21 protein-coding genes are annotated in these 26927 nt (G+C 70.2%); 10 read left to right on the top strand and 11 right to left on the bottom strand.

Annotated features, from left to right (window positions below; genetic code table 11):
* Positions 1-40: 40 nt before the first annotated feature.
* Genes ACFYY7_RS33435 through ACFYY7_RS33455 form a run of 5 tightly spaced genes read right to left on the bottom strand, consistent with a single transcriptional unit; the run spans position 41 to position 6016 of the window.
* The gene (locus tag ACFYY7_RS33435) at positions 41-1816 is read right to left on the bottom strand and encodes a non-ribosomal peptide synthetase (RefSeq protein WP_388667577.1); all 1776 of its coding nucleotides are present in this window, start codon (positions 1814-1816) and stop codon (positions 41-43) included.
* Complete coding sequence (locus tag ACFYY7_RS33440; RefSeq protein ID WP_383713801.1) at positions 1813-3030, bottom strand: aminotransferase class V-fold PLP-dependent enzyme; 1218 nt, start codon at positions 3028-3030, stop codon at positions 1813-1815. The genes ACFYY7_RS33435 and ACFYY7_RS33440 overlap by 4 nt, the downstream gene beginning before the upstream one ends.
* Entirely contained in the window at positions 3027-4349 is a 1323-nt protein-coding gene (locus ACFYY7_RS33445) for a phenylacetate--CoA ligase family protein (protein WP_388667578.1), read from the bottom strand. Before ACFYY7_RS33445 ends, ACFYY7_RS33440 begins: the two co-directional genes overlap by 4 nt.
* Positions 4350-4407: 58 nt before the next feature.
* Positions 4408-4599 (bottom strand): MbtH family protein, encoded by a 192-nt coding sequence (locus ACFYY7_RS33450; protein ID WP_266735786.1) that lies wholly within the window; start codon positions 4597-4599, stop codon positions 4408-4410.
* Positions 4586-6016, bottom strand: coding sequence for a class I SAM-dependent methyltransferase (locus ACFYY7_RS33455; protein WP_388667579.1), 1431 nt, complete (start codon positions 6014-6016; stop codon positions 4586-4588). Before ACFYY7_RS33455 ends, ACFYY7_RS33450 begins: the two co-directional genes overlap by 14 nt.
* 401 nt (positions 6017-6417) lie before the next feature.
* Between ACFYY7_RS33455 and ACFYY7_RS33460 the strand changes: the two genes are divergently transcribed.
* The 5 genes from ACFYY7_RS33460 to ACFYY7_RS33480 all read left to right on the top strand — a co-directional run bounded on the left by ACFYY7_RS33460 (position 6418) and on the right by ACFYY7_RS33480 (position 12428).
* On the top strand, positions 6418-7461 hold the full coding sequence (locus ACFYY7_RS33460) for a MupA/Atu3671 family FMN-dependent luciferase-like monooxygenase (protein ID WP_388667580.1): 1044 nt from the start codon (positions 6418-6420) through the stop codon (positions 7459-7461).
* Positions 7461-8561, top strand: a complete 1101-nt coding sequence (locus tag ACFYY7_RS33465; RefSeq protein ID WP_388667581.1) for a hypothetical protein — start codon at positions 7461-7463, stop codon at positions 8559-8561. The genes ACFYY7_RS33460 and ACFYY7_RS33465 overlap by 1 nt, the downstream gene beginning before the upstream one ends.
* Before the next feature lie 42 nt (positions 8562-8603).
* Positions 8604-9983: a DUF6002 family protein gene (locus tag ACFYY7_RS33470; RefSeq protein ID WP_388667582.1), complete on the top strand. Its 1380-nt coding sequence runs from the start codon at positions 8604-8606 to the stop codon at positions 9981-9983.
* Positions 9983-11629 (top strand): DUF885 family protein, encoded by a 1647-nt coding sequence (locus ACFYY7_RS33475; protein ID WP_388667583.1) that lies wholly within the window; start codon positions 9983-9985, stop codon positions 11627-11629. Before ACFYY7_RS33470 ends, ACFYY7_RS33475 begins: the two co-directional genes overlap by 1 nt.
* Positions 11630-11723: 94 nt before the next feature.
* Positions 11724-12428, top strand: a complete 705-nt coding sequence (locus tag ACFYY7_RS33480) for a DUF5995 family protein (RefSeq protein ID WP_388667584.1) — start codon at positions 11724-11726, stop codon at positions 12426-12428.
* A 21-nt stretch (positions 12429-12449) separates the two neighbouring features.
* Here the strand turns inward: ACFYY7_RS33480 and ACFYY7_RS33485 are convergent, their stop codons facing one another.
* The 6 genes from ACFYY7_RS33485 to ACFYY7_RS33510 all read right to left on the bottom strand — a co-directional run bounded on the left by ACFYY7_RS33485 (position 12450) and on the right by ACFYY7_RS33510 (position 20086).
* Entirely contained in the window at positions 12450-13382 is a 933-nt protein-coding gene (locus tag ACFYY7_RS33485; protein WP_388667585.1) for a GNAT family N-acetyltransferase, read from the bottom strand.
* The gene (locus tag ACFYY7_RS33490; RefSeq protein ID WP_388667586.1) at positions 13379-15550 is read right to left on the bottom strand and encodes a peptidase C14; all 2172 of its coding nucleotides are present in this window, start codon (positions 15548-15550) and stop codon (positions 13379-13381) included. Before ACFYY7_RS33490 ends, ACFYY7_RS33485 begins: the two co-directional genes overlap by 4 nt.
* A 109-nt stretch (positions 15551-15659) precedes the next feature.
* Positions 15660-16499 carry an SDR family NAD(P)-dependent oxidoreductase gene (locus ACFYY7_RS33495; protein ID WP_388667587.1) on the bottom strand — a complete coding sequence of 280 codons (840 nt, stop codon included), beginning with the start codon at positions 16497-16499 and terminating at the stop codon, positions 15660-15662.
* Positions 16500-16686: 187 nt separating this feature from the next.
* Positions 16687-17532 (bottom strand): amidohydrolase family protein, encoded by an 846-nt coding sequence (locus ACFYY7_RS33500; RefSeq protein ID WP_376426617.1) that lies wholly within the window; start codon positions 17530-17532, stop codon positions 16687-16689.
* A complete protein-coding gene (locus tag ACFYY7_RS33505) occupies positions 17529-18716 on the bottom strand; it encodes a mandelate racemase/muconate lactonizing enzyme family protein (protein WP_388667588.1) in 1188 nt (395 codons plus the stop codon). Before ACFYY7_RS33505 ends, ACFYY7_RS33500 begins: the two co-directional genes overlap by 4 nt.
* The gene (locus tag ACFYY7_RS33510) at positions 18716-20086 is read right to left on the bottom strand and encodes an aspartate aminotransferase family protein (protein WP_266735810.1); all 1371 of its coding nucleotides are present in this window, start codon (positions 20084-20086) and stop codon (positions 18716-18718) included. The genes ACFYY7_RS33505 and ACFYY7_RS33510 overlap by 1 nt, the downstream gene beginning before the upstream one ends.
* Before the next feature lie 303 nt (positions 20087-20389).
* Here ACFYY7_RS33510 and ACFYY7_RS33515 point away from each other — a divergent pair, with 303 nt between their 5' ends.
* From ACFYY7_RS33515 to ACFYY7_RS33535, 5 genes are all read left to right on the top strand, one after another.
* The gene (locus tag ACFYY7_RS33515) at positions 20390-21247 is read left to right on the top strand and encodes an IclR family transcriptional regulator (RefSeq protein ID WP_388667589.1); all 858 of its coding nucleotides are present in this window, start codon (positions 20390-20392) and stop codon (positions 21245-21247) included.
* 229 nt (positions 21248-21476) lie between these two features.
* Positions 21477-23624 (top strand): peptidase C14, encoded by a 2148-nt coding sequence (locus tag ACFYY7_RS33520; protein WP_388667590.1) that lies wholly within the window; start codon positions 21477-21479, stop codon positions 23622-23624.
* A gap of 31 nt (positions 23625-23655) precedes the next feature.
* Entirely contained in the window at positions 23656-24912 is a 1257-nt protein-coding gene (locus tag ACFYY7_RS33525) for a Gfo/Idh/MocA family protein (RefSeq protein WP_388667591.1), read from the top strand.
* Between the two features lie 47 nt (positions 24913-24959).
* Complete coding sequence (locus ACFYY7_RS33530; RefSeq protein ID WP_388667592.1) at positions 24960-26216, top strand: ABC transporter substrate-binding protein; 1257 nt, start codon at positions 24960-24962, stop codon at positions 26214-26216.
* A 109-nt stretch (positions 26217-26325) separates the two neighbouring features.
* A partial coding sequence (locus ACFYY7_RS33535) for a carbohydrate ABC transporter permease (protein WP_388667593.1) occupies positions 26326-26927 on the top strand: 602 nt, incomplete at its 3' end.

Genomic DNA, 26927 nt, shown 5'->3' on the forward strand with positions numbered 1-26927 from the left:
GGGCTCAGGGCCTGTCCGGCGGATCAGGGTCGGACAGGCCCTAGTCCGCCGTCTTCTCCCCCAGCGCCGAAGTCGCCAGGGCGACCACGGTCCTGACGGTCGGCTCCTCGAAGAACTCGCCCAGGGACACCTCGATGCCCAGGTGTTCGCCGACCTCGCTGACCATCTCGACGGCGAGCAGCGAGTGCCCGCCGAGGTCGAAGAAGCTCTCGTCCGGCCCGAACCCGTCGACGTCCAGGCAGGTGCGCCAGAGCCCGGTGATGAACGGTTCGACGCCGTCCTCGGCCGTGGCGGGTTCCTCGCGCCGGGCGCTCCTGGCTCCGCGTTCGCGCAGGAGGAGTTCGCGGACGGCGGCCCGGTCGGTCTTGCCGCTGGGCAGGAGCGGCGGGCGCTCGCCCAGGAAGACCTGGTCCGGCACGAGGGCGGCGGGCAGCCGGCGCTGGGCGGCCCCGCGGACCTTGGCCGGGTCGACCACCGCGCCCTCCGCGGCGAAGACCATCGCGACCAGCGCCGGGCTGTCGTCGCCGACGACCGCGGCGACCGCGAGGACGATGTCGTCGTCCAGGGCCAGGACGCTCTCGACCTCTTCGAGTTCGACCCGGATGCCGCGCAGGTTCACCTGGAGGTCCGCACGGCCGCGGAACTCCAGGGCTCCGTCCCCGCGCCGTACGACGAGGTCGCCGGTGCGGTACATCCGCGCGCCCGCCTCGCCGCGGTACGGATCGGGCAGGAACCGTTCGGCGGTGAGGCCGGGCCGTCCGAGGTATCCGGTCGCCACGCCCGGACCGGAGACGTAGAGCTCCCCCTCGGTGCCGTCCGGCACCGGGGCGAGTGTTTCGTCGAGCACGTACAGCCGGGTGTCGTCGATCGCCGTGCCGATGGGTACGGAGCCGGTGGCATCGTCCGCTTCGTAGCGGTGGAACGTCGAGTCGACGCAGGTCTCGGTGGGGCCGTACTGGTTGTAGAGCGTGGCGTCCGAGAGCGAACGCACCCGCTGTGCCAGGTCGTTGGTGAGGGTCTCGCCGCCGGAGAAGAGGACGGAGAGCGTGTCGCAGCCGGCGAAGGCCTCACGCCCGGTCACTCCGGCGAGCACGGACGGCACGAAGTGCGCGTGGGTGATCCGGAGCCGCCCCAGCGATTCGGCCAGCTCGTGGAAGTCCGGGTAGTTGGCGAGCTCCGGGGCGACCAGGGTGGCGCCGTGGGAGAGGGTGGCGAAGACCTCCCACGCGGAGAAGTCGTAGATGTAGCGGGTGTGGTGCAGGACGCGGTCCCCGGCGCCGAGCGGGTAGACCCGCTGGCCCCAGGCGACGCGGTTGGCCAGGGCCCGGTGCGGGATCAGTACGCCCTTGGGCCGGCCGGTGGAGCCGGAGGTGTAGATCACCGAGACCGGGGATTCGGCCGGAACGGGAACCGGGGGCTGCGACGTGTCGTCCGCGGAGTCGTCGAGCACGGGCAGAGCCGGAACGCCGAGCGTGGCGAGCGGGGCGGTGGCCCCGGTGTGCACCAGCAGCCGCGCGCCGGAGTCCTCGACCATGGCGCGCAGCCGGTCTCCGGGCAGCGAGGGGCACAGCGGTACGTACGCGGCTCCGGCCATCGCGACGGCGACGAGCGCGATGACGCCTTCCTGGGAGGGGCTCGCCAGGACGGCGACCGGTGCTCCGGTGGCGACGCCGTGGGCGCGCAGCCGGGCGGCGAGCGCTTCGGCCCGGAGGCCGAACCCGGCGTAGTCGAGGGTGCCTGCCGGGCCCTCGATCGCCGTGTTCCCGGGGGATTCGGCGATGGTCCTGCGTATCTGGTCCAGGACGGATCCGCTCATCGCTGCCCCCGCACGTAGTCGAGGACGTCGTCCAGGGCGGCGAACAGCACGTCGATGTCATCCCTGTCGTTGTAGAGATATCCGGAGACCCGGAGCACCTCGTCGTCGGTGAACCGGTCGACGAAGGGCTGGGCGCACAGGTGGCCGGTCCGGCACAGCACCCCGTAGGAGTCGCTGAGGATCTTCGCGATCTCCTTGAGGTTGTGGACGCCGTCGATGGCGAAGCTCAGGATCGCGGCGCGGTCGGCCGGTTCGCTCGGGCCGAGTATGCGCAGGTGGGGACGTTTGAGCGTCTCGCACAGCATGGCATCGGCGAGTTCGGCGTCGTGCCGGGCAAGTTCGTCGAAACCGATGCCGCTCAGATAGTCGATGGCGGCGTGCAGTCCGTAGGCCTCGGCGATGGCCGGGGTGCCGGCCTCCAGGGAGTGCGGAACCTTGCGGATCGTGTGGCTCTCGGCGTCCACCCAGTCGACGACTCCTCCGCCCAGGGCGGTCGGGCGCAGCTTCTGGAGGTGCTCATGGCGTCCGCAGAGCACACCGATGCCGGTCGGGCCGAGCATCTTGTGGGCGGAGAAGGCCAGGAAGTCGATGTTCTCGCCGCCGATCCGGCGGTGCCCGGCGGACTGCGCCGCGTCGACGACGGTGAGCGCGCCGGCCTCCTTGGCCATCGCCGCCATCTCGGCGACGGGTGCGTAGACACCGGAGACGTTCGAGCAGTGGGTGAGTACGACGACGGCGGGGCGGGCCCGCAGGAGTTCGGCGTACCGGCCGAGGTCGACGGCCCCGGACCGGTCGACGGGGATGGCACGTACATCGGCCACCCGCCGCCAGGGCAGCAGGGCCGAGTGGTGGGCGTCGAAGGGGACGAGAACGATGTCGTCGCGGGTCAGCCCGAGGCCCGAGGCCACCGTGTTGATCGACGCGGTGGTGTTGGCGGTGAAGACGACCTCGCTGCTGAGGAAGCCGGTGAACTGGGCGGTCCGGGTCCGGGCGGCCTCGAAGTCGTCCGAGGCCTGCTCGGAGAGGAAGTGCTTGCCGCGGTGGATGTTCGCGCCGACCTCGTGGTAGTAGCGGACCATCTCGTCCGTTACCTGGCGGGGCGTCAAGCTGGTTGCGGCGCTGTCCAGGTAGACGATGCGCCGGCCGTCGATGGTCTGCCGAAGGAGCGGGAAGTCGTCACGACATCGCTCGGCAGGCGTGGGCTCAATGCTCATTGTTCTCCCCCGTTGGAAGCCGGCTGAGTGACCTCCGAGACGCAGGAGGCGAATTTGCCCGTGCGGGCCGCCGGAATGTACGTCACCGACTCGATCGCGAGCGAGGTCGTCGTGCCCAGCATGTCCAGGAGGCGCTCGCGCAGCGCCTTCTCGTCGACCCGCGCCCCGGCGCTCGGGATGTAGCGGAACTCCATTTCGCCGCTTGCCGGTTGACGCAGCTGGTACACGTCGATGGGCAGGTCGGCGCCGACGGCGCGGTCCACGTCCCGGGGGCTGATCAGGGCCGGGGCGCCGCCCTTGACCACCTTGATCATGGTGGTGAGCCGGCCCTCGTGCGTGGCCTGCGGCAGGTCGCTGCCGCAGACGCACGGCTGCTCGCCGAGCGAGTAGATGTCGCCGGTGCGGTAGCGCAGGTGCGGGGAGATCCGGTCGCCGAGGCTGGTGGCGACGAGCTCGGCGCGCTCGCCCGGCCCGGCGGGCCGGCCGTCCACCAGGAACTCGGCGAAGAAGGTCTGGTTGTTGACGTGCATGCGCCCGGCCGGGCACTCGATGGCCACCCAGCCGAGTTCGGTCATCGAAACGATCTCCGCCATCGGCATGTCGGCGCCGAAGAACTCCTGGAGCTGGCGGCGTGCGACACCGGTGACCAGGGTGTAGGTCAGGGCGACGGCCGAGACCTGCGGCGGCTTGAGCCCACGGGCCTTCAACTGGCGTACGAGGAAGGCCAGGTGGGTCGCGTCCGCGTAGAACCAGTGCGGATCGAACTCCTCGGTCTCGTCGATGGCCTGTTGCACCAGCTGGTCGGGGGTGGCGAGCACATCGTGCGACACCGGCAGGACCAGCGTCCCGTCCGGGAGCGTGCGGTCCTGGATCGTGGTGAACGGGGTCGCGCATTCGACGTCCGAGCAGTTCGGTGCCGCGTAGCGGATCGGGCGGTGCGAACGGCACTGCGCCAGGGCCTCGCCCAGCACCTTGTTGGCCAGGAGGGTCGCCCGCATGCGTTCGGCCAGCGCGTAGGTATGGGTGATCGTGGTCAGCCGCTCACCACCGGTACCGGAGCTCTGGCTCTTCAAGGTCAGCGGATCTCTGAGTGTCTTGCCCCGGGCGAGTACGCCCTGGGGAAAGTTCCGCCGGTAATCGATCTTCTGCGTGGTCGGAATCCGGCGAAAGTCGTCCGCTGTCCGAACGTCCGCCAGACTGATGCCCGCCTCATCGAGGTGTCCGGCAAAGAAGGGAACCTGCTCGTAGGCGAACGCAACCTCCGCCAACGCCTTCTTGAAACTGCTCGGCCGATATCCGATGTCCGTCACTGATGCCAAAGCCGTGCTCCCACTCCTGAAAGCCCACTGATGTCAGGTCGTCCGGCACCGGCCGGCGTCACTCGCCCATCTGCCTGACGAGGCTCAACGGGCGCAGGTCGGTCCAGATCTCGCCGATGTGGGCGAGACACTCGTCCTTGGTGCCGTGCGTGCCTTCGTCGGACCAGCCCGGCGCGAGTTCCCGGTCGACGGGCCAGATGCTGTACTGCTGCTCGTGGTTCACGACCACTCGGTAATCAGCCCCGGTCATCAGGAATTTCCTCCGTTATCACAAACGTGGTCTGGGGAAGCGGGATGTTCTCGAACATCTTCGCCAGATATGCCTGGAGCGATGCCGCGAATATGGCGGTGCTCTCGTCGTCCAGGACAGAGGCACTCTGCCCGGAAGAAGACACGGAACCGGCAGCGGAGGGACTCAGTGAGAAATACGTGTCCGCTGGGATATGGGAAGGCAGGGCGAAAGCGACATCGAATTCACCATCCGCGTTTTCGGCCGACCAGGTTGTCCTCACAGCATATCCGAGGCGCTTTCCCAGCGTATGACATTCTTCTGGGTCGAGCCCGGATCCCGGTGCACGGGTATCGCGCAGTATTTCCATGACAGAACTCATGGACACACCTTCTTCGAGAGCCCGTAGGGCACCGGTCTCGTTCCTGACCCGCGCATTGGGTATGCCGTTCAGGCTCAGCAGAGCGGGATTCTCCCGGGTGAGGAAATTTTCCAGCTCGGCGATACTGCCGATCTCCGTACCCCACGCTGGCCGGACCGAATTGTCGAGTGAGAGCGTCCGGGCCGGACCGCGGCCGATGAGCACATCGTATCGATAGCGGGTCAGTTCATTGTGATGGATTCCACGGCGCAGCCGGACATCGACCAGGGAAATGTCCTCGAACCGGGCCGGCAATCCGGTGAAGAACTCCGGGTCCAGGAGGAGCTCGCGCTCCTTCAGCAGCTGCTGTTCCATGGCGCGCCCGACGCTCTCGGCGGTGGCGCCGGGGCCGGATCGGTAGAGCTCGGCGGCGGCGTACAGGCTGCGCCGCAGTCGGCGGTTCCTGACGTCGCCCAGCAGGATGAACCCGCCGGGGGCAAGGGCGGCGAGGGCGCCCTCGATCACATCGGCGAGGTAGTCGGCGTCGGGAAAGTACTGGATGACCGAATTGAGGACGATGGTGTCGAAGTGGCCGGACGGGAGGCCCGTGAAATCGTGCGCCGGCTGGTTTCTCAGTTCGACCACGCCGCTGAGCTGCGGATTTCTCCCGACGGCACGGGTCAGGATGTCCACCGCGTCGCGGCTGAGGTCGGTGGCCCAGTAGCTCTCGCACCGGGGTGCCACCCGGGAGAGGATCAGCCCGGAGCCGGCGCCTATCTCAAGGACCCGGCGGGGCCGCATCCCCAGAATGGTGTCGACCGTACCGGCACGCCACTCCTCCATCTCCGTGCGGGCTATGGGCTGCCGGTCGTAACTGCTGGTCCATTCCGAGAAGTTCTCACCGAATTCCTGAGAATCCGGCTGAGCCTCATAGACCGAACCGTAAATCATGCGCCACTCGTCGAGGCGACGCTCCTGGACGGATCTGCGCATCTTTTGCAGTGCGCGTTCGGCCGGGACCACCGATACCTGAAGGCGTTTCTCGCCCTCACCGTCCGGCTTTTCCGCAATGGCCACCTTCGCGACGCCTGCATGCCGTAAGAGAGCGGATCTAATGTTCCGAGGATCAAACCCTAAGCGGGTACGACTCCCCCGGCCTATACGACCATCCCCACTCAAGCTCGCCCCCAGTTACTCAAGCTTTCACGAAGTCGAAATAAACGTGGGCCCAGTGTTACTTCGGGCCAGAAGCCCTGTCAAGCATCGACCTGTGGCACCGGCATACGCCCACCGCGTAAACGGAACGGCTAATTCATTTCCACTTCGGCCCGTACGTCCCTCTTCACCCGTTTACACCCATTTGAAACCATCGCCGGAAACCCCTTGACGTGCCACTACGAACTACGCCAAGATCTTTCTCCGTTACGGAGAATGTCCCGCATCCGCCCCGCAGCGGCACAGTCGCAAGGAACGGCCTAATGGACTTCAGCCTCTTCTATTTCTCTGCCGATAGTGCCGGAAGCGAACAGGACCGCTACGAGTTACTCCGTGAAGGTGCGCGGTTCGCCGACACACACGACTTCTCGGCGGTATGGACACCGGAACGCCACTTCCATCAATTCGGTGGGCTCTACCCGAACCCGGCGGTGACCGGCGCGGCCGTCGCCGCCATGACAGAGCGGATCGGGATCCGGGCCGGCAGTGTCGTGGCCCCGACCCACGAGCCGGCCCGCATCGCCGAGGAGTGGTCCGTCGTCGACAACCTCTCCCGCGGCCGGGTCGGTGTCTCCTTCGCCTCCGGCTGGAGCGCCATCGACTTCGCCTTCACGCCCGACAACTATCCCCGGCGCAAGGACCTGATGTTCGAGTACACCCAGGAGGTCCGCCGACTGTGGCGCGGCGAGCCGCTGTACGTACTCGACGGGGCCGGCGACCCCACCGAGGTGAAGGTGTTCCCGCCGCCCGTCCAGCCCGAGCTCCCGGTCTGGATCACCAGCAGCGGAGACGTGGAAACCTTCCGGCGCGCGGGGCAGATCGGCGCCGGACTGCTCACGCATCTCCTGGGCCAGGACCCCGACGAACTGCGCGGCAAGATCGAGGAGTACCGCGCCGCGTTCCGTGAGGCCACCGGCGGCGGCCGCGGCCATGTGGCCCTGATGGTGCACACCTTCCTCGGCAATGACGAGGACGCGATCCGCGAGCAGGTCCGGGGCCCGCTCTCCGACTACCTGCGCAGCTCCCTCGACCTGTTCGTGGGCTCCCGCAGCGTCGCCGCCCTCAAGCTCGACCCGTCGGCCATGCGCTCGGCCGACACCGACTTCCTCGTCGAGCGCGCCTTCGAGCGGTACTTCAACGAGAGCGGCCTGCTCGGCAGCGTGCCGAAGGCCCAGCGCATCGTCGAGCGGCTGCGCGGAACCGGGGTGGACGAAATGGCCTGCCTGATCGACTTCGGACTGCCCAACTCCGAGGTCCTCGACGGCCTCAAGCACCTGGACCAGCTCCGTCAGGCCTGTACCGCCTGATGCCGGCCCACGAGGAAACGTCGCCGCACGGGCCGACCGTCGCCGTCATCGGAACCGGCGGGCTGGCCCGCGCGGTCTGTTACGCGCTCGCCGCGGGCACCCGGCCCGTCCGGGTCCTGGTACTGGGCCGCGACCCGGTGAAGACCGCCGAGATCTGCTGGATCAGCGGCGCCCGCGCGATCGGCGCGGGCGACAGCCCGCCTCCGGTCACCTTCCGGCCGGTGACCGTCGACCCGGCCGCCGCCGGAGCCCTGGCCGAAGCCCTCGCCGAAGCCCGCCCCACGGCCGTTCTGGTGGCGGCCTCCCTCCAGTCCCCCTGGGAGCGGATCAGCGCCCCGTCGGCCTGGACCGCGCTGATCCAGCGTGCCGGCTTCGGTCTGACCATGCCGCTCCAGGCGGTGTTCGCGCGAGAGGCGGGCCGGGCACTCGCCGAGCACCACCCCTCGGGATGGCTGCTCAACGGCTGCTTCCCCGACGCCGTGAACCCGGCCCTGGCCGGCCTCGGTGTCGCCCCGCTCTGCGGGATCGGCAATGTGGCACTCACCGCCACCGGTCTCCAGGAGGCCCTCGCACTCCCCCAGCGGCACCGGCTGCAGGTCCTGGCCCACCACCTGCACCTGCACTCCCCGCCGCCCGGCGTCGAGGAGGTCCGGGCCTGGGTCGACGGGGAGCCCGTCCCCGGGGTCGCCGGCCTGCTCGGACAGCAGCGCGCGGCCTCACGCGCAGAGCTCAACCACGTCACCGGATTCGTCGCCGCCCGGCTGCTGACCGAACTGCTCGCCGGGCAGGAGGTCCGGGCGAACCTGCCCGGCCCGCTGGGCCTGCCCGGCGGCTACCCGGTACGGATCACGGCCGCCGGCCCCACCCCGCACGTCGAACTCAACCTGCCGGAGCAGGTGAGCCGCGCCGAGGCCGTCGCGTACAACGAGCACGCCGCCCGCCACGACGGCGTCGTCATCGAGGACGGCCGCGTCCACTTCACCCGCACCGCACCCGGTGACCTTCCCTCCGAGCTGTCCGGCGGATTCCCCGTCACCGACCTGGAGGAGGCCGCCCACTGCCTGGCCGCCTTCCGGGACCGTCTGCGCGACCGCGACTGAGGGCCGTCCCTCAGAGCCCTCACCACCTACCTAGGAGCCAGCATGTCCGTGACCAGCTTCGACGGGTCCGCTTCCGCACGGTCGGCCAACCTCATTCTCGACCACTACGACCAGGTCGGACGGGCGATCGGGGGGATCGTCGGCGACACCGGTCCGGCACGCGACGACGCCGCCGCGTTCAAGCCCGGCTTCCGGCTGCCCGAGCTCGACGACGACCTGCGGCGCTTCTTCGCCGCCGCCACCGTCGAGTGGCACGAACTGGGCGGCTACGGCGAGCACCGCCTGCACCTGATGGACCTCACCGGCAACCCCGGCACGGGCACCACCAAGACGTTCCCGTCACTGCTGATGGTGGCGCGCGCGGTCGAGTACATCCGCCGCTACGACGAGAGCGTCACGATCTTCTCCCCGACATCGGCCAACAAGGGCACCGCACTGCGCGACGCGGTACTGCGGGCCATCGACGCCGGTCTGGTCACGCCGGAACAGCTGCGCGTGGTCATCATCGCCCCGGCCTCCTGCCGGTCGAAGCTGCGCGACAGCCGGCTGTCGCAGGACCCGACGCTGCGCGCGCTGAACCCGATGTTCCTCTACACCGGAGAGGAGTCCGAGCAGGTCAAGGCCGTCGGCCGGGAGTTCGTCGACATGTACGCCACCGAGGCGTCCAAGCACCTCGACACCCGCCTCTGGTACTCCCTGGAACTGTCCAACTACCTGGTCGCCGACACCGCACGGGCCTTCTTCGAGCAGCGGGCCCTCCCGGACGGCGGGGCCGGCCGGGTCCACGCGCACGCCGTGTCCAGCGCCTTCGGCCTGCTCGGGTACCACGAGGGCCGCGCCGCACTGGAGCGGGCCGGGCTGGCCGACGAGGGCGCCCGGCCGGAGAGCCTGCTCGTCCAGCACCTGGGCACCCCGGACATGGTGCTGAACCTGGCGCACGGCGACTTCAGCCGCGACGGCATGCCCGCCTACGAGCTCAGGGACGGTCTGTACCACCAGTCCGCCGACCCGCGCTTCCCCCAGGTCACCGCCGACCCCGGCGAGGTGCTCGACCCGACCTTCTACACCCACCGCCCGGTCACCTCACCCGCCATGAACGAGCTGATCCGCCGGTACGGCGGCAACGGCATCGTGGTCTCCGGCGAGGAGTGCCGGGAGCGCTACGAAGGGCTGCGGGACCGGCTCTCCGGCACCGGCTGCGCGCTGCCCGCGGACCCCACGGCGCTGCGTGAGCAGTCGCTGGTCATGGGCCTGACCGGAGTGATGAACGCCGTCGACCGCGGCCTGATCGGCGGCACCGGAAAGGACATCGTCGTGCACGGATCGGGTGCCTACACCACGTCCGACTACCAGCCCCTGGAGCACTTCACCGAGATCTCCGGCCCGCAGGACATCGCGTCCGCCCTCTACGGCCGCGCGTGATGTCGCGAACGCCGGACGAACTCCGGCTCCTCGCCGAGGAGTTCTGGCGCTGGCGGGCGGCGACCGCTCCCGACTCCGGCGACGACCTGCCTCGTCTGGAACGCCCGCCCGGCTGGGCACCCGACTGGTCGTCGGACGCCGTCGCGGCCCGCCGGCGGCGCATGGAACAGTGGTACGAGCGCCATCGCCGCCTGGACGTCGCCGACGAACCGGTCTCCGTCCAGGTCGACTTCCGCCTCCTGGGATGCGCACTCGACCGGGTGCACTGGGAGCTGGAACTGCTGCGTGGCTGGCAGCGCGATCCCTGCTTCTACATCGACCAGAGCCTGGTCCCGGTCTACAACCTGCTGCTGGTCTCCACACCGTTCACGGCCGAACGGGCGGACGACGTCGTCCGGTTGCTGCACCACGTGCCGCAGGTGCTGCTCCAGGCACGGGAGAACCTGGCGGACACCGCGGCCAGGCCGTTCGCGGTGGCCGCCCTGCGCAAGCTCGCCGACGCCGACAGTGCGCTCACCACCGCGATGAGCGCACTGGTCCCGTACCTGCCGGCCGCACAGGCGGCCGGTCTGCCCGCCGCCGCCGAGCGGGCCGCCGAGGCGGTCCGGGAGTTCGCCGGCTGGCTGCGCGAGGCCCTCGACGGGTTCCGTGCCGAGGGTGCGGCGGGGCGTGCGGCCGTCGAGTTCCTGCTGCACCGCGTCTCGCTGCTGCCGTACGGTGCGGACCGGCTGCGCGAGCAGGCCAAGCAGGAGTGGACCCGCGCCGTCGCGACGGAGGCCGTCCTGCGGCGGCGGGTGCGCGGCCACGCCGGGACCGAGAAGCAGCACAGTGCGGCCGAGCAGCTCACGCTGGCGCGGACCCAGGAGCACGAGATGCGCCGCTTCTACCGCGAGCGCGGCCTCCTGGGCCAGCCCGAGTCCCTGCGCCATTACCGCTTCGCGGTCTGCCCTCCGTACCTGGCCCCCCTGACCTGGCTGGGCGTGCCCGACGACCTGACCTCGCCGTCGCGCGCCCATGAGGAAGCCGTACGTTACGTTCCCGCCGATTCGGACGTGGAACTGCCGTACTTCGAGCGGGCCGCGGCGATCGACCCCCGGACGGCGATCGTCCACGAGGGCGTCCACGCCCAGCAGTTGGCACTCTCCTGGGCTCACCCGAATCCGGCTCGCCGGCACTTCTACGACTCCGTTCCCAACGAGGGGGTCGCGTTCTACAACGAGGAGTTGATGCTACTCTCGGGCGCCTGCGACTCCAGCCCGACCGGCACCGAGTTCATCGCCAACGCCATGCGCCTGCGAGCCCTGCGGGTCGAGATCGACCTCGGTCTCGCCCTCGGCGAACTCACCATCGACGAGGCCACCGGTCTGCTGTGCCGACTGGTGCCGATGGACGAGGCGACGGCCTGGGCCGAGGCGGTGTTCTTCCTCGGCAACCCGGGCCAGGGGCTGAGCTACCAGACGGGAAAGCTGCAACTCCTGGAACTGCTCGCCGAGGCGGCGGGGCGGGACGGCTTCGACCTGGAGGAGTTCCACGACCGACTGTGGCGGGAGGGAAACACTCCCTTCGCGCTCCAGCGCTGGGAGTTGCTCGGCCTGAGGGATCAGCTCGACGCGGCGGACCGCCTCGCCGGCGCCACCGGTGACTGACTGACCTGGGGGCTGTGTCACGGCCGTTCGCCCATTCCGACGAACCCCGGGCCCGTCGGCGCCGTCCCGGCCCCGTGGCTGGGACGCTCCCCCCATGGCGCAGTTCGAGCAGTTGCACAGCTCCGTCCCCGGCATCGCCTCCGTGATCGAGCGGATGCGCGCGTTCAGTTCCGCCTGGGCGCCGGTGGGCGGGGCCGAGGACGGGGTGGCGGTCTTCAACCGCATCTATCTGACGGTCACCGAGACCGTCCGGCAGCAGATCGACGACGGCGCGTTCCCGGACCGGCGGGCCGCCGAGACGCTGGACGTGCGGTTCGCCGAGCGCTACCTGTCGGCGCTCGACGCCTCGACGGCGGGAGAGCGGACGCCCGACTGCTGGCATCCGCTCTTCCGGTACCGCCACCATCCCGGCGTACGGCCACTGCAGTTCGCCCTGTCCGGCATCAACGCGCACATCGGCCACGACCTGCCGCTCGCCGTCGTGGACACCTGCCGCACGCTCGGCTGTGCCCCGCCCGATCTGGAGGAGGAGTTCGACCGGGTGGGCGATCTCCTGCTGATGCTGGAGGAGCGGGTCCGGGAGGACCTGATGCCGGGCCCCGATCTGCTGGAACTGGCGGACCCGCTCACCCATCTGTTCGGCTCGTGGAGTCTGGAGCGGGCCCGCGAGGCGGCCTGGTCGGCGGCGCTGGTGCTGTGGCGACTGCGTGAAGTGCCTTTGCTCGCCGAGGAGTTCCGCCGCCGACTGGACGCGGGGGCCGGTCTCGTGGGGCGCTTCCTGCTCACTCCCTGCCGCTGAGAGCGCCCCGTCTCCCCTCGTCTAGAAGCAGTCGCCGTACCAGTGGACCGCGCCGGGCGCCGTGACCGTGGCCCGCACCGACTCCTCGGTGGCGAGCAGCGGGCGCGCCATGCCCACGTGCTCCGTCACCTGCCGGGCGTCCGCCATCAGGCCCGGCAGCGCGGCCCGGACCCCGGGGCCGTCGGGGAGCCGGACCCGGACCCGGCTCAGCCCTGCCTCCCGGCCCCGTTCGCCGGCGGCGGCGTACAGCTCGCCCAGGCACTCGGGGGCGCCCGCGAACTCCCGCACCTCCAGGTACTCCCCCTCGTGCTGGGTCACGAGCATGCCGACGAGCGCCCCCGACGCCGGGTCCTGTGCCACGAGCGAGCGCTCGACCGGGCCGTACCAGGCGGGCACCCGCACCGCCCAGTCCTCGGCCGCCCGCACCGAGCTGAGCGGCCGGACCGCGTTGTACGCGTGGTGCAGCGCGGCCGACTCCGCGGCGTCCCGCGCGGTGGCGGCGCGGATCCGGAACGCCCCGGCGGCGGGCGAGGGGGCGAGCCGCCCCTCGGTGTACGTACTGCCGAACTCCTGCCATCCCGAGCCCCGGTAGACGCCCGGCGTCCCGGTGAACAGCAGTGACCAGGCACACTGTTCGGCCGTCATCGTCTGCTCCGCCGCCACCAGCAGCCGCCGCACGAGACCCTGGCCGCGGGCCTCGGGCCGGGTGGCGACGCTGCCGATGCCGCCGACCCGCTGCGGGATGCCGTGCGCGTCGCGGATCTGCCTCGGTACGTAGACGACGACCGCGTCGATCCCGTCTCCCGCGGCATTCTGTGCGACGAAGGTGTGCCGGTGGCGGTCCGGGTCGAGGGCGTGCAGGTCGGCGAGGTGCGGGGCGTCGAAGCAGCGCCGCCACAGGGCGGCCAGTGCCGGGTCGTCGGCCGGGGTGGCGGTGCGGATCGTGGCGGTCACAGGATCAGGTTCCCGTCCGTGCGCGCCTTGTCGCCGTTGGCGGGCATGGCGGTGCGCTCGGTGCCGTCCTCCACACAGGTGGTGTGCAGGACCGAGTCCAGGGCGTCCGGGGCGAGGTGGAGGGCGCCGCCGGTGAAGCGGCTGCCGGTCGCCGCGTAGTGGTTGGTGCCGTCGGCGATGCGGACATGGGCGGTGTCCGGGCCGGCGGCGGAGCTGCTGAGACCGCTGATGTCCCAGGTCAGCTTCCCGGCGCCGGCGGCCCGGCCGAGCAGCGCCTTGGCCTTGTTGCTGCCGGTGAGGCGGGCGCCGCCGGTGACGGTGATCCGCTGGTCGCGCACCGCGCTGAGCTCGATGCCGGTGTTGTCGTAACTGCCGCCGTCGATCCGGAGCTCGGCCGATCCGACCGAGAGCGGGGCCGCGTTCTCGGCGCCGGTGACCGTGCAGTCGGTGAAGTGGACGGGTCCCGCGCCGCGCAGGATCGCGCCGTCGACCCCCTTGAACGTGCAGCGCACGAAGTGCACGGGCGCGGTGACCGGGGTCTGGACGAGGACGGCTCCGGCGGGCGGCTCGAAGGAGCAGTCGCTGATGGTGGTCGGCCGGGTGGATCGGGCGGAGCGCTGGGCGACGGCGAAGGTCTTCGCCGTGCAGCCGCGCACCTGGGCGCCGTCGGCGTTGACGGTGAGGGTGCCGGCCTGGTCGAAGGTGGGGCGGGCGATCACCGTGATGTCCTCCAGGGTCAGATCGGTGATCTTGGTGTTGGCGGTGAACCAGGAGCAGACATGTCTGCGTACGGTGATCCGCTTCGCCGAAATGCCCCACTGGGCACCGGAGTTGGCGATGTCCATCAGCCCGGAGTTGCCGTCGAAGAGCAGGTCGTGCTCGTACTGCCCGTGTGTCGTGAACGGGTTGCCGCCCGCGTCGTCGCCGTCGCCGTGGCAGTTCACGACGGTGCAGTAGGCGGAGGCGGTGAGGTCGTTGAGGTGGCGGACATTGCTGGTCGTGCAGTCCGCGACCCGCCCGTACAGGCAGTAGATCTGCTGGGTGAGGTAGCCCGCGCCGCCGTACTCGACGGTGGGCGGGTTCTTCAGGGAGCAGTCCTCGGTGCGGAAGCGGGTGCACCAGCGGCGCATGATGACCGGCCAGAAGGTGCCGGTGGCGTGGATCCCGGAGACGTCGCAGCCCACGGCGTACTCGAAGCTGACGGGGTGGGAGCCGGTGTACTCGTCGGGGCCCGCGCCCTCGAAGACCATGTTGCGGATGTGGGTGGACCGGACCGGTTCGATCCGGGTCCAGGTGAGCTTGCGGCCCTCGGCGAGCTCCCAGCCGTTGAGGTAGCCGATCCGGATGTGCCCGGCGTCGACGATCTCGGTGATCTCGACCAGCTTCTGCAGCTCGCGTTCGTCACCGCCGCCGCCCGCGACCGGGTCCACCTGCACGGACCACCACTGGCCGACCTCGAACGCCTTGGCGTCGGGGACCGGGAAGGTGTCGGTGAGCTCGATGACCTTGCCGGAGAGCGTGTGCCTGACGGTGGTGTCGGTGACGGTGCCGCGGAAGGAGAGGACGGCGCCGAAGGGGTTGTCGTGGGTGTTCTTCTCGATGCCTTCGGTGCGTATGAGGTGGCCGCCGAAGTCGAGTTCGATGTTGGAGCGGTTGAAGAGGTGGCGTTTGGTGAACAGGAGGTCGGTGTGGGCTTCGATGCGGTGGACGCTGTTGTCGGCGATCATGGCGTCGAGTGCGGCGTCGGCGGGGGTCTTGGCGTCGAAGTGGCCGAAGGTGCGGAAGTCGAGGGTGCCGGTGTGGAGCTGGTGCCAGCGGCCGGTCCTGGTGTTCTGCGGGGCGATGACGGTGCCGCCGTTGTGGGCGGTTGTCGACTTCTTGTCCCAGCGCACGGCCATGCCGCCGCCGTCGCCGGGGGTGTGGTAGCCGGCGATCAGGACCTGGGTGCCGTCGTCGAGGGGTTTGGTGTTCAGTGCGCGCAGCGCGGCGACGGTGTCGGCGCGGAGTACGTCACCGGTGTGTGCGGGGGCGGCCTGGGCGGAGCCGGCGGCCACGGCCGAGCCGGCCATGACCAGACCGGCCAGACCCGAAGCCCGCAGCAGATTCCGGCGGGACGAGGCCGGGGACGGCTCGGAGGAAGAAGCCGGGGACGAAGCATTGACGGACATGACGGAGGCGCTCCTCGCGTTGTCGATGCGTGCGATGCGTGCGATGCGTGCAATGCATGGGATGCGTGCTCGGTGAGAACCGGCTGTCGCGGCTGCCGGTCGGTCGCGGTCAGATCGTGTTGCGGTACGGCGGCATGAAGCGCATCCGCGGCATCTGGTCGGCCAGCACTCCCCCGTCGACGACGATGCGCGCCCCGGTGAGGTACGCCCCGGCGTCCGAGGCGAGCAGCAGCAGCGCGCCCACGCATTCGTCGGGCCGCGCGTACCTGCCGAGCGGAATGCGCTCGCGGTACGCGGATTCGAAGGCCTCCCGGTCGAAGGGGAATTCGCCGTCGATGGGGGTCTCGACCATGCCGGGGGCGAGGGTGTTGGCGGTGATGCCGTGCGGGGCGAGTTCGACCGCCAGGGTCTCGGTGAGCAGTTGGGCGGCGGCCTTGGAGGCGTTGTAGTGGGCCAGGCCGGCCTCCGCCACCAGGGCGTTCTTCGAGGTGATGGTGATGATGCGGCCCGCGACCGAGTCCGCCGTCATGTGTTCGGCGATCCGCTGGCTGAGGAAGAAGACGGCGTCGACGTTGACCCGCATGATGTGCGACCAGCTCGCGGGGGTGATCTCGTTGAAGCGTTCCAGCGCCGCCGTGCCGGCGTTGTTGACCAGGATGTGCAGCGGGCCCGCCTCGGCGCGCACGGCGTCGACGAAGCCGGGCAGCGCGTCGATGTCCGCGAGATCCTGGCCGTACGTCCGGCAGCCGCGGCCGAGTGCCTCGATCGCCGCGGCGGTCTCGGCGATGCCCTCGGCGCCGGGCAGGTCGACGAGGACCAGATCGGCGCCCGCCTCCGCGAGTCCCACGGCGAAGGACCGGCCCAGGCCCCGGGCGGCCCCGGTCACGACCGCGGTGCGGCCGGTCAGATCGAAGCGGTCGGTTCCGCGGGGCGGGACGGCTGCGGTCATGGCGGGGTTCCTCCAGACGGAGCGGTACGGAGAGGGGTGGGTCGGGTCCGGTTCTGATCGCCGGAGGGGTCCGGACCGCCGCGCAGGGACACTTGGGTGGTGGCGCGGCGGCCCGGCTGCCGGTCGGTACCGGGCGACAGGGGGATGAGCCCGGCGCCGTACCGGCAGGTTCGGAGGAACGGCCGGATCAGCCGTTCAGGCCCAGCAGGTCCAGCGACGGCCGGTGGATGATCTCCTCCACCGCGTCCGCGTCGAGCGGCGGCAGCCCGGGGATGCCGGGGATGCGGGCGATCTCCCGCAGCCCCTTCACCGAGTCGTCGACCGTCGTGAACGGGTAGTCGCTGCCGAACAGCACCTTGTGGAAGACCCCGTAGTCCTGGACCAGCCGGAGGCTGTGCCAGAGCTGGAAGGGCCGGTAGTGCAGGGCGCTGAGGTCGGCGTACACGTGCGGGTGCTTGCGGATGACCGCGATGCACTCGCCCTCGAAGGGGTGGCCGAGGTGGGCGAGGACCATCCGCAGTTCCGGGTGGCGGATGGCGACCGCGTCCAGATGGCGGGGCATCGCCCACTCCAGCGGTGCGCTCGACACGAAGGTGGTGCCGGTGTGCACCAGGAGCGGGAGGCCGTGCCGTTCGGCGTACGTGTACAGCTCGTCGTACTCCTCGGCCGCCGGGTCGAAGCCCGCGTACATCGGCATCAGCTTGATGCCGCGCAGGCCCAGTTCCTGGTGGCCGTAGCGGAGTTCGTCCTGCCAGCCGGGCTGGGTGGGGTCGAGCGAGAGGTAGCCGATGAGCCGGTCGGGGTGCGCTCCGGCGTACGAGGCGACGGCGGCGTCGTCGACCCAGAGGCCGCTGCGCCGCGCCTTGCCGCCGACGACGATCGTGCGGGTGCCCTCGGGGGCGGTGGCGGCGTACTCCTCCCACTTCACCGTGAGGTCGACCTCGCCTGCGTGGGCGCGGGCGGAGTCGGATTTGAACGGGTCGGTGAAGTCGTGGCTGTGCCGGAAGAGATGGGAGTGGACGTCGACGATCATGTCCGGTTCCGCTTCTCCCAGCCGTCCGCGAACATGTTCCAGAAGCGGTGGCTGGGCGGGTGCTCCTCGAAGACCTCGTCGACGAGCTCGACACCGAGACCCGGGGCGGTCGGCAGGCCGATGCGGCCGTCGACGATCGGGAGGGTGCCCTTGAGGGCGTCGAAGACGTAGTCCTCCAGGAGCCCGTCGAAGGTTTCGAGGATCTTGAAGTTGGGGATTCCGAGCGTCGCGTGCACCGAGACGGTGGTGCAGAGCGGCGAGTTCGAGTTGTGCGGGGCGACGAGCATGCCGTGGGTATCGGCGATCGCGGCGAGTTTCCTGACCTCGGTGAAGCCGCCGGCCATGGAGAGGTCGGGCTGGATGATGTCGACCGCGTTGGTGGCGAAGAGCTGCTTGTACTCGTAGCGGTTGTGGAAGTGCTCACCGCCGGAGATCGGGAACGCGGCGCGCTGGCGCAGTTCCGCGTACCGCTCGATGTGGGTCCACGGCATCGGCTCCTCGAACCAGCCGATGTCGAAGGGCTCCAGCTCCCGCACCAGCCGGGCCGCGGTCGGCATGGCGAACCGGGCGTGGCCCTCGATGAAGAGGTCGACATCGGGTCCGATGGCCTCGCGGACGGCGGCCACGAGGTCGACGGAGCGGCGCAGTTCGGGGCGCTCCAGCTCGTGCAGGCCGGGGCCGAACGGGTCGAACTTGAGGGCGGTGAAGCCCTTCGCCACGGTCTCCTTGGCCTTGGCCGCGAAGGTCTCGGGATCGCGCTCGCCGGTGTACCAGCCGTTGGCGTAGACGCGTACGTCGTCGCGGCAGGCGCCGCCGGTCAGCCGGTAGGCGGGGACGCCGAGCGCCTTGCCCATCAGGTCGTACATGGCCTGGTCGAGGCCGGACAGGGCGACGCCGCCCATGTCGCCGCCGCGCAGGAAGTCGCCCTGGTAGACGCGGAGCCAGAGCTCCTCGATGTCGAAGGGGTCGGCGCCGATGAGATGGCGCCGGGCGATCGCCTCGGTGAGCTCGCAGACCTCGCGGACGCGGTAGGGGTGGGTGATCTCGCCGATGCCGGACAGGCCCTCGTCGGTGTGGACCCGGACGTAGCCGAAGTCGCGCCAGGAGGTGCCGAGCATCAGGGTCTCGACGCGGGTGATCCGGCCTGCGGGGCCTGCCGGGCGGGTGCGGTTGACGGTCAGCATCAGCGGGTCGCTCCGCCCATGGTGGAGGTGTTCTCCAGGTCGCGGGCGCCGCCGTCGGCGAGCACGGCCTTGACCGCGGCCTCGGTGCCCTCGATGAGACGGTCCACGTCGGCGTCGGTGTGGGCGTAGCTGATGTGGCTGCGCTTGAGGTTGAGCGGCAGCTCGAACAGGCCGTGGTCCAGGAGTTTGCGGCGGTAGCCGACGAAGAGCGAGGCGTCGTTGTTCAGCAGGTCCGCGTAGGTGCGGGGGGCCTCGCCCGGCATGAAGTAGCTGACGAAGACGGAGCCGTAGCCGGTGACGACGGCGGGGACGCCGAGGCGCTCGTACAGTCCGGTCAGTTCGGTGCGGACGCGCTCGCCGAGCCGGAACACGTGCTCATGGACGGGCTCCTCGCGGAGCTTGCGCAGGGTGGCGAGGGCGGCGGCGACGACGGAGGGGTGGCCGTTGTACGTACCGGCGAAGAAGGCGGGGGCGCCGGGGCGGGTGGAGAAGAGGTCCATCAGGTCGGCGCGGCCGCCGATCGCGCCGACGGGCGCGCCGTTGGCGATGGCCTTGCCGAGGGTGGTGAGGTCGGGGGTGACGCCGGAGATCTTCTGCCAGCCGCCGATGTCGTGACGGAAGCCGGTGATGACCTCGTCGAAGATCAGGACGCTGCCGGCCTTCGTGGTCTCCTCGCGCAGCGTGGTGAGGAACTCCTGGTACGGCAGGAGCGCGCCGACGTTGTGCGGGACCGGCTCGACGATCACGGCGGCGATGTCGGAGCCGTGCTCGGCGAAGGTGCGGCGGACGGCCTCGCTGTCGTTGAACGGCAGGACGAGGGTTGCTTCGAGGACCTCGGGCAGGATGCCGGTGGAGATCGGGTCGTGGCCGCCGACCTTCTCGGGCGCGGAGATGACGTTGAGGCTGACCGCGTCGTGCCAGCCGTGGTAGCAGCCCTGGAACTTGACGACCAGGCGGCGGCCGGTGGCGGCGCGGGAGACGCGCAGCGCGTGGAAGGTGGCCTCGCTGCCGGTGCTGGTGAGCAGCACCTTCTCGATCGAGGGGATCAGCTCGGTGAGCTGTTCGGCGAGGAGGACCTCGCCCTCGGTGACACCGACGCCCATGTGGCCGAGGGTGGCACCGGCCTCCGCGGTGGCTCGGGCCACGTCGGGGTCGTTGTGGCCGAGCAGGGGCGGTCCGAACGCCGAGTGGAAGTCGGTGTACTCGCGTCCGTCGGCGGTACGGAACCGTGCGCCGTCCGTCCCCGTGACGACCAGGTCGGTCAGTCCGGGAACGCTGCGCTGACCGCTGTTCACGCCGCCGGGTACGACCTGGCGGGCGCGCTCGGCGAGTCGGGCTCCGGATTCGTTGCCCACCGGGCCTGAACTCATATCGCTTGCTCCTTGCGTCGAGAGTCGTCGGTCTTCACAGGCCCTGCCCGGCCCGTGAATCCCTGGCGCCATCCGCCCGGCAGTCGCCGCAGGAAGGGAATGATCCGTGGTGCTTGGAGTGGTGCTTGAGGTGGTGCGTTCGCTTTTTCCGAACACTGTTCTGTAGAGCAGAACAGTGCCTGGATATTACGTCCGGCTTCGGGGCGGGTCAAGACCTTTCCGGGCCCCGGAAGGCCCGTTTCCGTGCCTTCTTCGCAGAGAACGCGCGTTCCGAGCCCCACCGAGGGACTACGCTGTTCTGCTATGACGAACAGTGCTGCCCCAGAAGAACCGAAGTACTGGGTCAAGAGCGTGGCCAGGGCAGCGGACATCCTCGAGGCGCTCGCCGCCCCCGCACAGGGCAACGGCCTGAGCGTCACGGAAGTCGGCCAGGCCTGCTCCATCTCCAAGAGCGCCGCCTTCGGCATGCTCCAGACCCTGCGCGCGTACGGCCTGGTCTCGGACGACGGCGAGGGCATGAACCGCCGCTACCGGCTCGGCATGAGCCTGGCCAGACTCGGCGACCGGGCCCGCTCCCAGGTGTCCCTGCGCGGCGTCGCCCACCCGGTGCTGCGCGAGCTGACCCGGACCACCGGGATGGCGTCCAGGCTCGCCGTCCCCGAGGACGGCCACGCGGTCGTCGTGGACCAGGTCGAGCTCGACCAGCGCGTCCGGCTCGATCTGCGGATGGGGCAGCGCGAGCTGCCGCACTGCACGGGCCTGGGCAAGGCGCTGCTCTCCGCCGTGCCGCAGAGCGAGGCGGCCGCGGTCGTCGAGCGGTTCGGGCTGCCCCGGCGCACCTCCCGCACGATCACCGACCCGGCGACCTTCCTGTCGCATCTGCGCGACATAGCCCGGGTCGGCTACGCCCTGGACGACGAGGAGGACGCCGAGGGCATCATCTGCATCGGCGCGCCGGTCTTCGACGACCGCTCGGTGTGCGCCGGGGCCGTCTCCATCACCGGCCTGAAGCTCGGCCTGCCGGCCTGGCGCTACCAGGAGCTGGGCGGCCAGGTGCGGGACGCGGCCCGCCGGATCAGCGTCTCGCTCGGCTGGGTCGACAACGCGGACGAGGCCGCATCCGACACCGACACGTCGCAATCCGACGGATTCGGGTCTTGACCAAGACGGATTCGGGTCTTGACCAAACGGCTTAACCCGCCGTAGGTTCCCTGCCAACCGCGGTGACATTCCATGGTCACCGGCGTTTTACCCTTTCCGGCCTGGTTCCGGCGCCTGCCCATCGCGCCGTGAGCACTCGAAGGCCGGACCTTTTCAGCCATCCGCCTCATGGCAGTCCCCCGCAGGAACGCTCCCTCACTTATCGCACTTCTCGGAAGGCGAAGTCCGCATGAGCGTTCCGCACCACCACAACTCCGCCTCGTCCCGCCGGAATCTGCTGCGGGCTTCGGGTCTGGCCGGTCTGGTCATGGCCGGCTCGGCCGTGGCCGCCGGTTCCGCCCAGGCCGCCCCCGCACACACCGGTGACGTGCTCCGCGCCGACACCGTCGCCGCGCTGCGCGCACTGAACACCAAACCCCTCGACGACGGCACCCAGGTCCTGATCGCCGGCTACCACACCCCCGGCGACGGCGGCGGCATGGCCGTGCGCTGGGACAAGAAGTCGACCGCCGCCCACAACGGCGGCACCGTCATCGCCCCGCAGAACACCAGGACCGGCCGCTGGCACCAGCTCCACACCGGCACCCTCGACTTCCGCACCTTCGGCCACTTCGACGCCAAGACCCCCGCCGACGCCGCACTCGACGCCATGATCGCCGACAACAGCGTCCACCGCATCGAAGCCCACACCGACCTCCTGTTCACCAAACGCCACCTCTTCAACCGCTCCAACATCGAACTCGACTTCGGCGGCCACCTCATACGCACCGAAGGCATCGAGAAGAACACCCACGACAACCCCTTCGGCGCCGTCCTCTCCTTCCGCGGCACCGTCACCGACACCACCGTCGAACACTCCCTGAGCGCGGCGATGCCGGACCTCTCGGACCTCTTCGAGGTCGGTGACTCCTCGAAGTTCGCCGTGGGCCAGTGGTGGGCCGTGGAGATCAACGCCCTGGCGGGGAAGTACGAGAAGGAGATCCAGCGGCTCGTCCAGGTCACCGATGTCGTCGACGCGACGCACATCCGGGTCAACTACCAGATCGGCTGGGACCTTGCCGCGGGCCGCACCCTGACCTGGACCCGCGTCGAGCCCGTCGACCGCGCCCACGTCCGCAACATGGTCTTCGAGGGCTGGGGCGAGGACGAGATGACCGGCTCGCACCCGGTCGCGTACGAGTACGCGGTGCGCTGCGACGTCTCCGGGATCGAGGCCGTCGGCACCTTCTGGCCGGTCGTGATGCGCCGCTGGTGCACGTACTACCGCACCGAGCAGTGCTCGCTGACCAACCCGAAGTCCGTCACCTACGGCGGCGCGGGCTACCTCACCCAGCAGATCTACTGCCTGTACGGGCACGTCGAGGACTGTCACACCTCCAACGCCCGTCACCTCAACGACTTCACGGCCTCCGCCTACTGCTACGTCACCAACTGCCACGGCGACGGTGACGACGAGGGCCCGTTCGTGACGCACGGCCAGTTCGAGCACGACCTCGTCTACACCGGCAACTCCGGGCTGATGACCTTCGCCAACTCCGGCGCGGCCTGGGGCGGCAGGGCCAAGCGGATCACCGTACGCCGGCACGCCTGCTCCTGGTTCGTGGCCCGGGTCAAGATCACCGATCTGACCCTGGAGGACGTCCTGGTCATCGGCAAGAAGTCCCTCGCCGGCTCCGGAATGCTCTGGGTCAACGCCGACGGTGTGCAGATGCGCGGCTGTACGGCCACCGGGCCGCTGATCGTCTCCCGGGCCTCGGACCTCTCCGCCCGGCCCAATGTGATCGCCGACTCCTCGTTCGCGTTCGCGGCGGGCGCCGAGATCACCCAGGCCAACGTCACCGCCCCGCTCACCGTCCAGCGCAGCGTCCTCAAGGGCGTCGACGGCGCGGTGTTCAACGGCACCGGCCCGCTCACCCTGGACCAGTGCACGCTGACCGGCTCCAAGGACACCGCCCCCGTCTCGCTCGCGCACGCCGACGTCACCGTGCTAGGCGGCGAACTCCGCGACACCGGGCTGAAGCTGACCTCGGCGAAGGACCAGCGGCTGCGCGTCGACGGCACCCGGCTGAGCGGCACCAACAAGGACGGCGCGCTGCTCGCCCGCACCGGCTCCGGACGGACCGTCGACTGGCAGCTCACCGGCCTCGACTCGACCGCGCCCAAGGGCACCGCCCATGTGCTGGTCACCGAAGGCCCCAACCGCTACCGGAACACCGGCTCCACCTTCACCGGCGGCCGGCTCGAACTGCGGCCCGCGGCGTTCACCGGCGACAGCCATCTGCTGCACACCGGCTGCGTCGAGGACGGCACCGAGCGCACCGCACTGCCGGACGAGGGCGACCGCGTCGCCCACACCGCGGCCACGCTGCGCATCTGACCACCCCGCCCACCGAGCACCAGGGATTCCCGTGTCCACGCATACCCCGATCACCGGCCGGCCCGTACGGGTCGCGCTCGTCGGCGCCGGCAACCGCGGTCTGACGTACGCCGAGTGGATCAAGGCGCACCCCGAGCGCGCCGAGCTCGTCGCCGTCGCCGACCCGCGCCCCGCGGCGCGGGCCGCGGCCGGCGCACCCGTCGAGTTCGACGACTGGCGGCCGCTGGTCGAGAACCGCATCGCCGACGCCGTCGTCGTCGCCACCCAGGACCGCTTCCATGTGGAGCCGGTGCTGGCGCTGGCCGAGGCCGGTTACGCGATCCTCGCCGAGAAGCCCCTCGCCCCGACCGAGGAGGAGACCCGGCGGATCGTCGAGGGCGTGGAGCGGTCCGGGGTCCTGTTCGCGGTGTGCCACGTCATGCGGTACACCCCGTACACCGACCTGGTGAAGGAGGTCGTGGACTCCGGCGTGCTCGGTCAGCTGGTCTCCCTCGACCATCTGGAGCCGGTCGGCTGGTGGCACTACGCCCACAGCTATGTGCGCGGGCCGTGGCGCAGCGAGAAGGACTCCTCGCCGATGCTGCTCGCCAAGTCCTGCCACGACCTGGACTGGATCACGTACGTGATGGGCGGCCGGATCGAGCGGGTCTCCAGCTTCGGCTCCCTGAAGCACTTCCGGCCCGAGAACGCCCCGGCCGGATCCGCGGAGCGCTGTCTCGACTGTGCGGTCGAGACCGACTGCCCGTACAGCGCGCTGAAGCTCTACATGCCGACGCTGCGCGAGAAGGGCGCGGTCTGGCCGGTCACCCATGTCACCGAGGCGACCGACGAGGCCGGTCTCGTGCGGGCGCTGCGCGAGGGCCCGTACGGCGTCTGCGCGTACCGGGGCGACAACGACGTGGTCGACCACCAGGTCCTCGCCATGCAGCTGACGGACGGGGTGACCGCGACCTTCCAGATGGTGGCGTTCACCGAGCAGACGCACCGCCAGACCCGGATCTTCGGCTCGCACGGCTGGCTGATCGGCGACGGCGAGCGGGTCACGGTGCAGGACTTCCGTACCGGCGAAACCACCGTCCATGAACTCGGCGCCTCCGGTTCGAACGCGGCGGACGGGCACGGTGGCGGGGACGCCGCGCTCGTCGAGGCGTTCGTCACCGCCGTCGCCACGGCTGACGCCGGGGCGGTCCGCTCCGGCCCCGCCACCTCGCTCGGCAGCCATCTCGCGGCGTTCGCCGCCGAACGCGCCCGCCACACCGGCACCGTCCAGACGGTCCCGGCCCAGTGACTCCCTCTCTTCCCGGCCCCACCCTCACGTCCTCGGAGGACCACACCATGTCCCGTCTCCTCACCCGCCGTTCCAGAGTCCGCGCCGTCGCCGCCCCCGTGCTGGCCACCGCGCTCGCCGCCGGTGTGCTGGCCGGCTGTTCCGGCAGCGGCAGCGACGACAACACCGTCACCATGTGGACCTACCCGGTCATCTTCGACGAGGCCAAGAACAAGGCGTACTGGGACGGCCTGGTCAAGGCGTTCGAGAAGGAGCACTCGGGCGTCAAGGTGAAGGTGGAGACCTTCCCGTGGGCCAACCGCGACACCGCGCTGGCCACCGCGATCGCCTCCGGCAAGGGCCCGGACGCGGTCTACCTGATCCCGGACCAGCTGCCGAAGTACGCCAGGAGCATCGTCCCGGCCGACGACTACATGCCGGCCGACGCCAAGTCGGACTACACCGACTTCGCGCTGAAGTCCGTCACGATCGACGGCAAGGCGCTCGGCACCCCGGTCCTGACCAGCGCCAACCCGCTGATCTGCGACAAGCGGGTGTTCGCCGCGATCGGTGAGAAGACCTACCCGACGAGCTGGGCGGAGCTGGAGGCGCTGGCCCCGAAGCTGAAGGAGAAGGGCTACTACGCCACCAGCTACAGCGGTGACACCCAGCAGACCCTGAACATGACCTTCTACCCGCTGCTGTGGCAGGCCGGCGGCGACGTGTTCTCCGAGGACGGCAAGACCGTCACCTTCAACGACGCGGCCGGCGTCAAGGCGCTGACGTACCTGAAGAAGCTGGTCGACGGCGGCTACACCGACAAGGACCTGGTCACCACCACGCCCAAGCTGGAGCAGACCCCGACCGCCAAGGGCAAGGTGGCCTGCACCTGGCAGAACACCCCGGCGGACGTCGAGCCGTTCTGGGGCAAGGAGAACATCGTCGTCCAGCCGCCGCTGAAGGACGCGAAGTCGGTCGGCTACGGCACGGTCGGCGCGCTGTCGATGCTGAAGGGCGCCGACAAGAAGAACACCGGCGACTGGCTGAACTTCGTCGCCGAGTCGAAGAACGCGGCCGGTCTGCAGAAGGGCGCGGGCTACTTCCCGGCCCGCAAGTCCGGCGGCGACCTGTACCCGGGCGACGCCCTCCAGAGCGCGGTCGGCGCCACGCTGCCGACCATGGACGTGGGCCCGCTCCAGGACAAGGCCCGTGAGGTCCAGGGCGTCCTGGCACCGGAGATCCAGGCGGCGCTGCTGGGCAAGAAGAGCCCGCAGGAGGCGCTGAACGCCGCGCAGAAGGCCGCGCAGGCGATGCTCGGCCGCTGACCCGACCGGGCGCGGTACCGGGTCCGCCCGCACTCGGACCCGGCACCGCCCCCTCCCCGGGGCATCCCCCCGACCCCCCGCAATTCCCCCGTACCGCAAGGAGATCCCCGTGGCAGTCGTCGCGGAACCAACCCGCCGGGGCCGTCGCAGCGGGCCGCAGGCGCGCCGCGAGGCCCGGATCGGCCTGCTCTTCGTCCTTCCGTGCTTCCTGCTCTTCCTGGCGTTCCGGTTCGGTCCGGGCATCGCCGGGGTGCTGATGAGCTTCACCGACTACTCCCTGACGGGCGGCGGCAGCTTCATCGGGCTGGACAACTTCACCCGCCTGTGGGACGACCCGCTGTTCTGGCAGGCGCTCAAGGTCACGGTCCTCTACACCGTGCTCGCGGTGCCGGGCACGCTGATCGCCTCGGTGTCCCTGGCCCTGATCACCCGCCGCGCGTTCCGCGGCGCCAAGTTCTTCCGTTCGGTGTTCTTCCTGCCGGTCGTCACCTCGCTGGTGCTGGCCGCCACCGTCTTCGTCTGGATCTTCTCGACCGGTGGGCCGTGGTCCACCCTGATGAGCTGGTTCGGGATGTCCGAGGGCTCCTGGCTCTCCGACGACGTGCTGGTACTGCCAGCGCTCGCGATCGTCGGCGTCTGGTCCCGCTTCGGGTACGGGATGCTCATCCTGCTGGCCCGGATGCAGGACATTCCGCGTGAGCTGGAGGAGGC

Origin of the sequence: Streptomyces sp. NPDC001933 (assembly GCF_042890955.1) — a bacterium.
Taxonomy (GTDB): domain Bacteria; phylum Actinomycetota; class Actinomycetes; order Streptomycetales; family Streptomycetaceae; genus Streptomyces.

Excerpts from the sequence above, each read along its gene's own strand:
- ACFYY7_RS33520 (WP_388667590.1), top strand. The coding sequence starts at position 21,477 with ATGAGCGTTCCGCACCACCACAACTCCGCCTCGTCCCGCCGGAATCTG.
- ACFYY7_RS33515 (WP_388667589.1), top strand. The coding sequence starts at position 20,390 with ATGACGAACAGTGCTGCCCCAGAAGAACCGAAGTACTGGGTCAAGAGC.
- ACFYY7_RS33490 (WP_388667586.1), bottom strand. The coding sequence starts at position 15,550 with ATGTCCGTCAATGCTTCGTCCCCGGCTTCTTCCTCCGAGCCGTCCCCG.
- ACFYY7_RS33510 (WP_266735810.1), bottom strand. The coding sequence starts at position 20,086 with ATGAGTTCAGGCCCGGTGGGCAACGAATCCGGAGCCCGACTCGCCGAG.
- ACFYY7_RS33435 (WP_388667577.1), bottom strand. The coding sequence starts at position 1,816 with ATGAGCGGATCCGTCCTGGACCAGATACGCAGGACCATCGCCGAATCC.
- ACFYY7_RS33475 (WP_388667583.1), top strand. The coding sequence starts at position 9,983 with ATGTCGCGAACGCCGGACGAACTCCGGCTCCTCGCCGAGGAGTTCTGG.
- ACFYY7_RS33505 (WP_388667588.1), bottom strand. The coding sequence starts at position 18,716 with ATGCTGACCGTCAACCGCACCCGCCCGGCAGGCCCCGCAGGCCGGATC.
- ACFYY7_RS33465 (WP_388667581.1), top strand. The coding sequence starts at position 7,461 with ATGCCGGCCCACGAGGAAACGTCGCCGCACGGGCCGACCGTCGCCGTC.
- ACFYY7_RS33480 (WP_388667584.1), top strand. The coding sequence starts at position 11,724 with ATGGCGCAGTTCGAGCAGTTGCACAGCTCCGTCCCCGGCATCGCCTCC.
- ACFYY7_RS33470 (WP_388667582.1), top strand. The coding sequence starts at position 8,604 with ATGTCCGTGACCAGCTTCGACGGGTCCGCTTCCGCACGGTCGGCCAAC.
- ACFYY7_RS33450 (WP_266735786.1), bottom strand. The coding sequence starts at position 4,599 with ATGACCGGGGCTGATTACCGAGTGGTCGTGAACCACGAGCAGCAGTAC.
- ACFYY7_RS33495 (WP_388667587.1), bottom strand. The coding sequence starts at position 16,499 with ATGACCGCAGCCGTCCCGCCCCGCGGAACCGACCGCTTCGATCTGACC.
- ACFYY7_RS33440 (WP_383713801.1), bottom strand. The coding sequence starts at position 3,030 with ATGAGCATTGAGCCCACGCCTGCCGAGCGATGTCGTGACGACTTCCCG.
- ACFYY7_RS33530 (WP_388667592.1), top strand. The coding sequence starts at position 24,960 with ATGTCCCGTCTCCTCACCCGCCGTTCCAGAGTCCGCGCCGTCGCCGCC.
- ACFYY7_RS33460 (WP_388667580.1), top strand. The coding sequence starts at position 6,418 with ATGGACTTCAGCCTCTTCTATTTCTCTGCCGATAGTGCCGGAAGCGAA.
- ACFYY7_RS33500 (WP_376426617.1), bottom strand. The coding sequence starts at position 17,532 with ATGATCGTCGACGTCCACTCCCATCTCTTCCGGCACAGCCACGACTTC.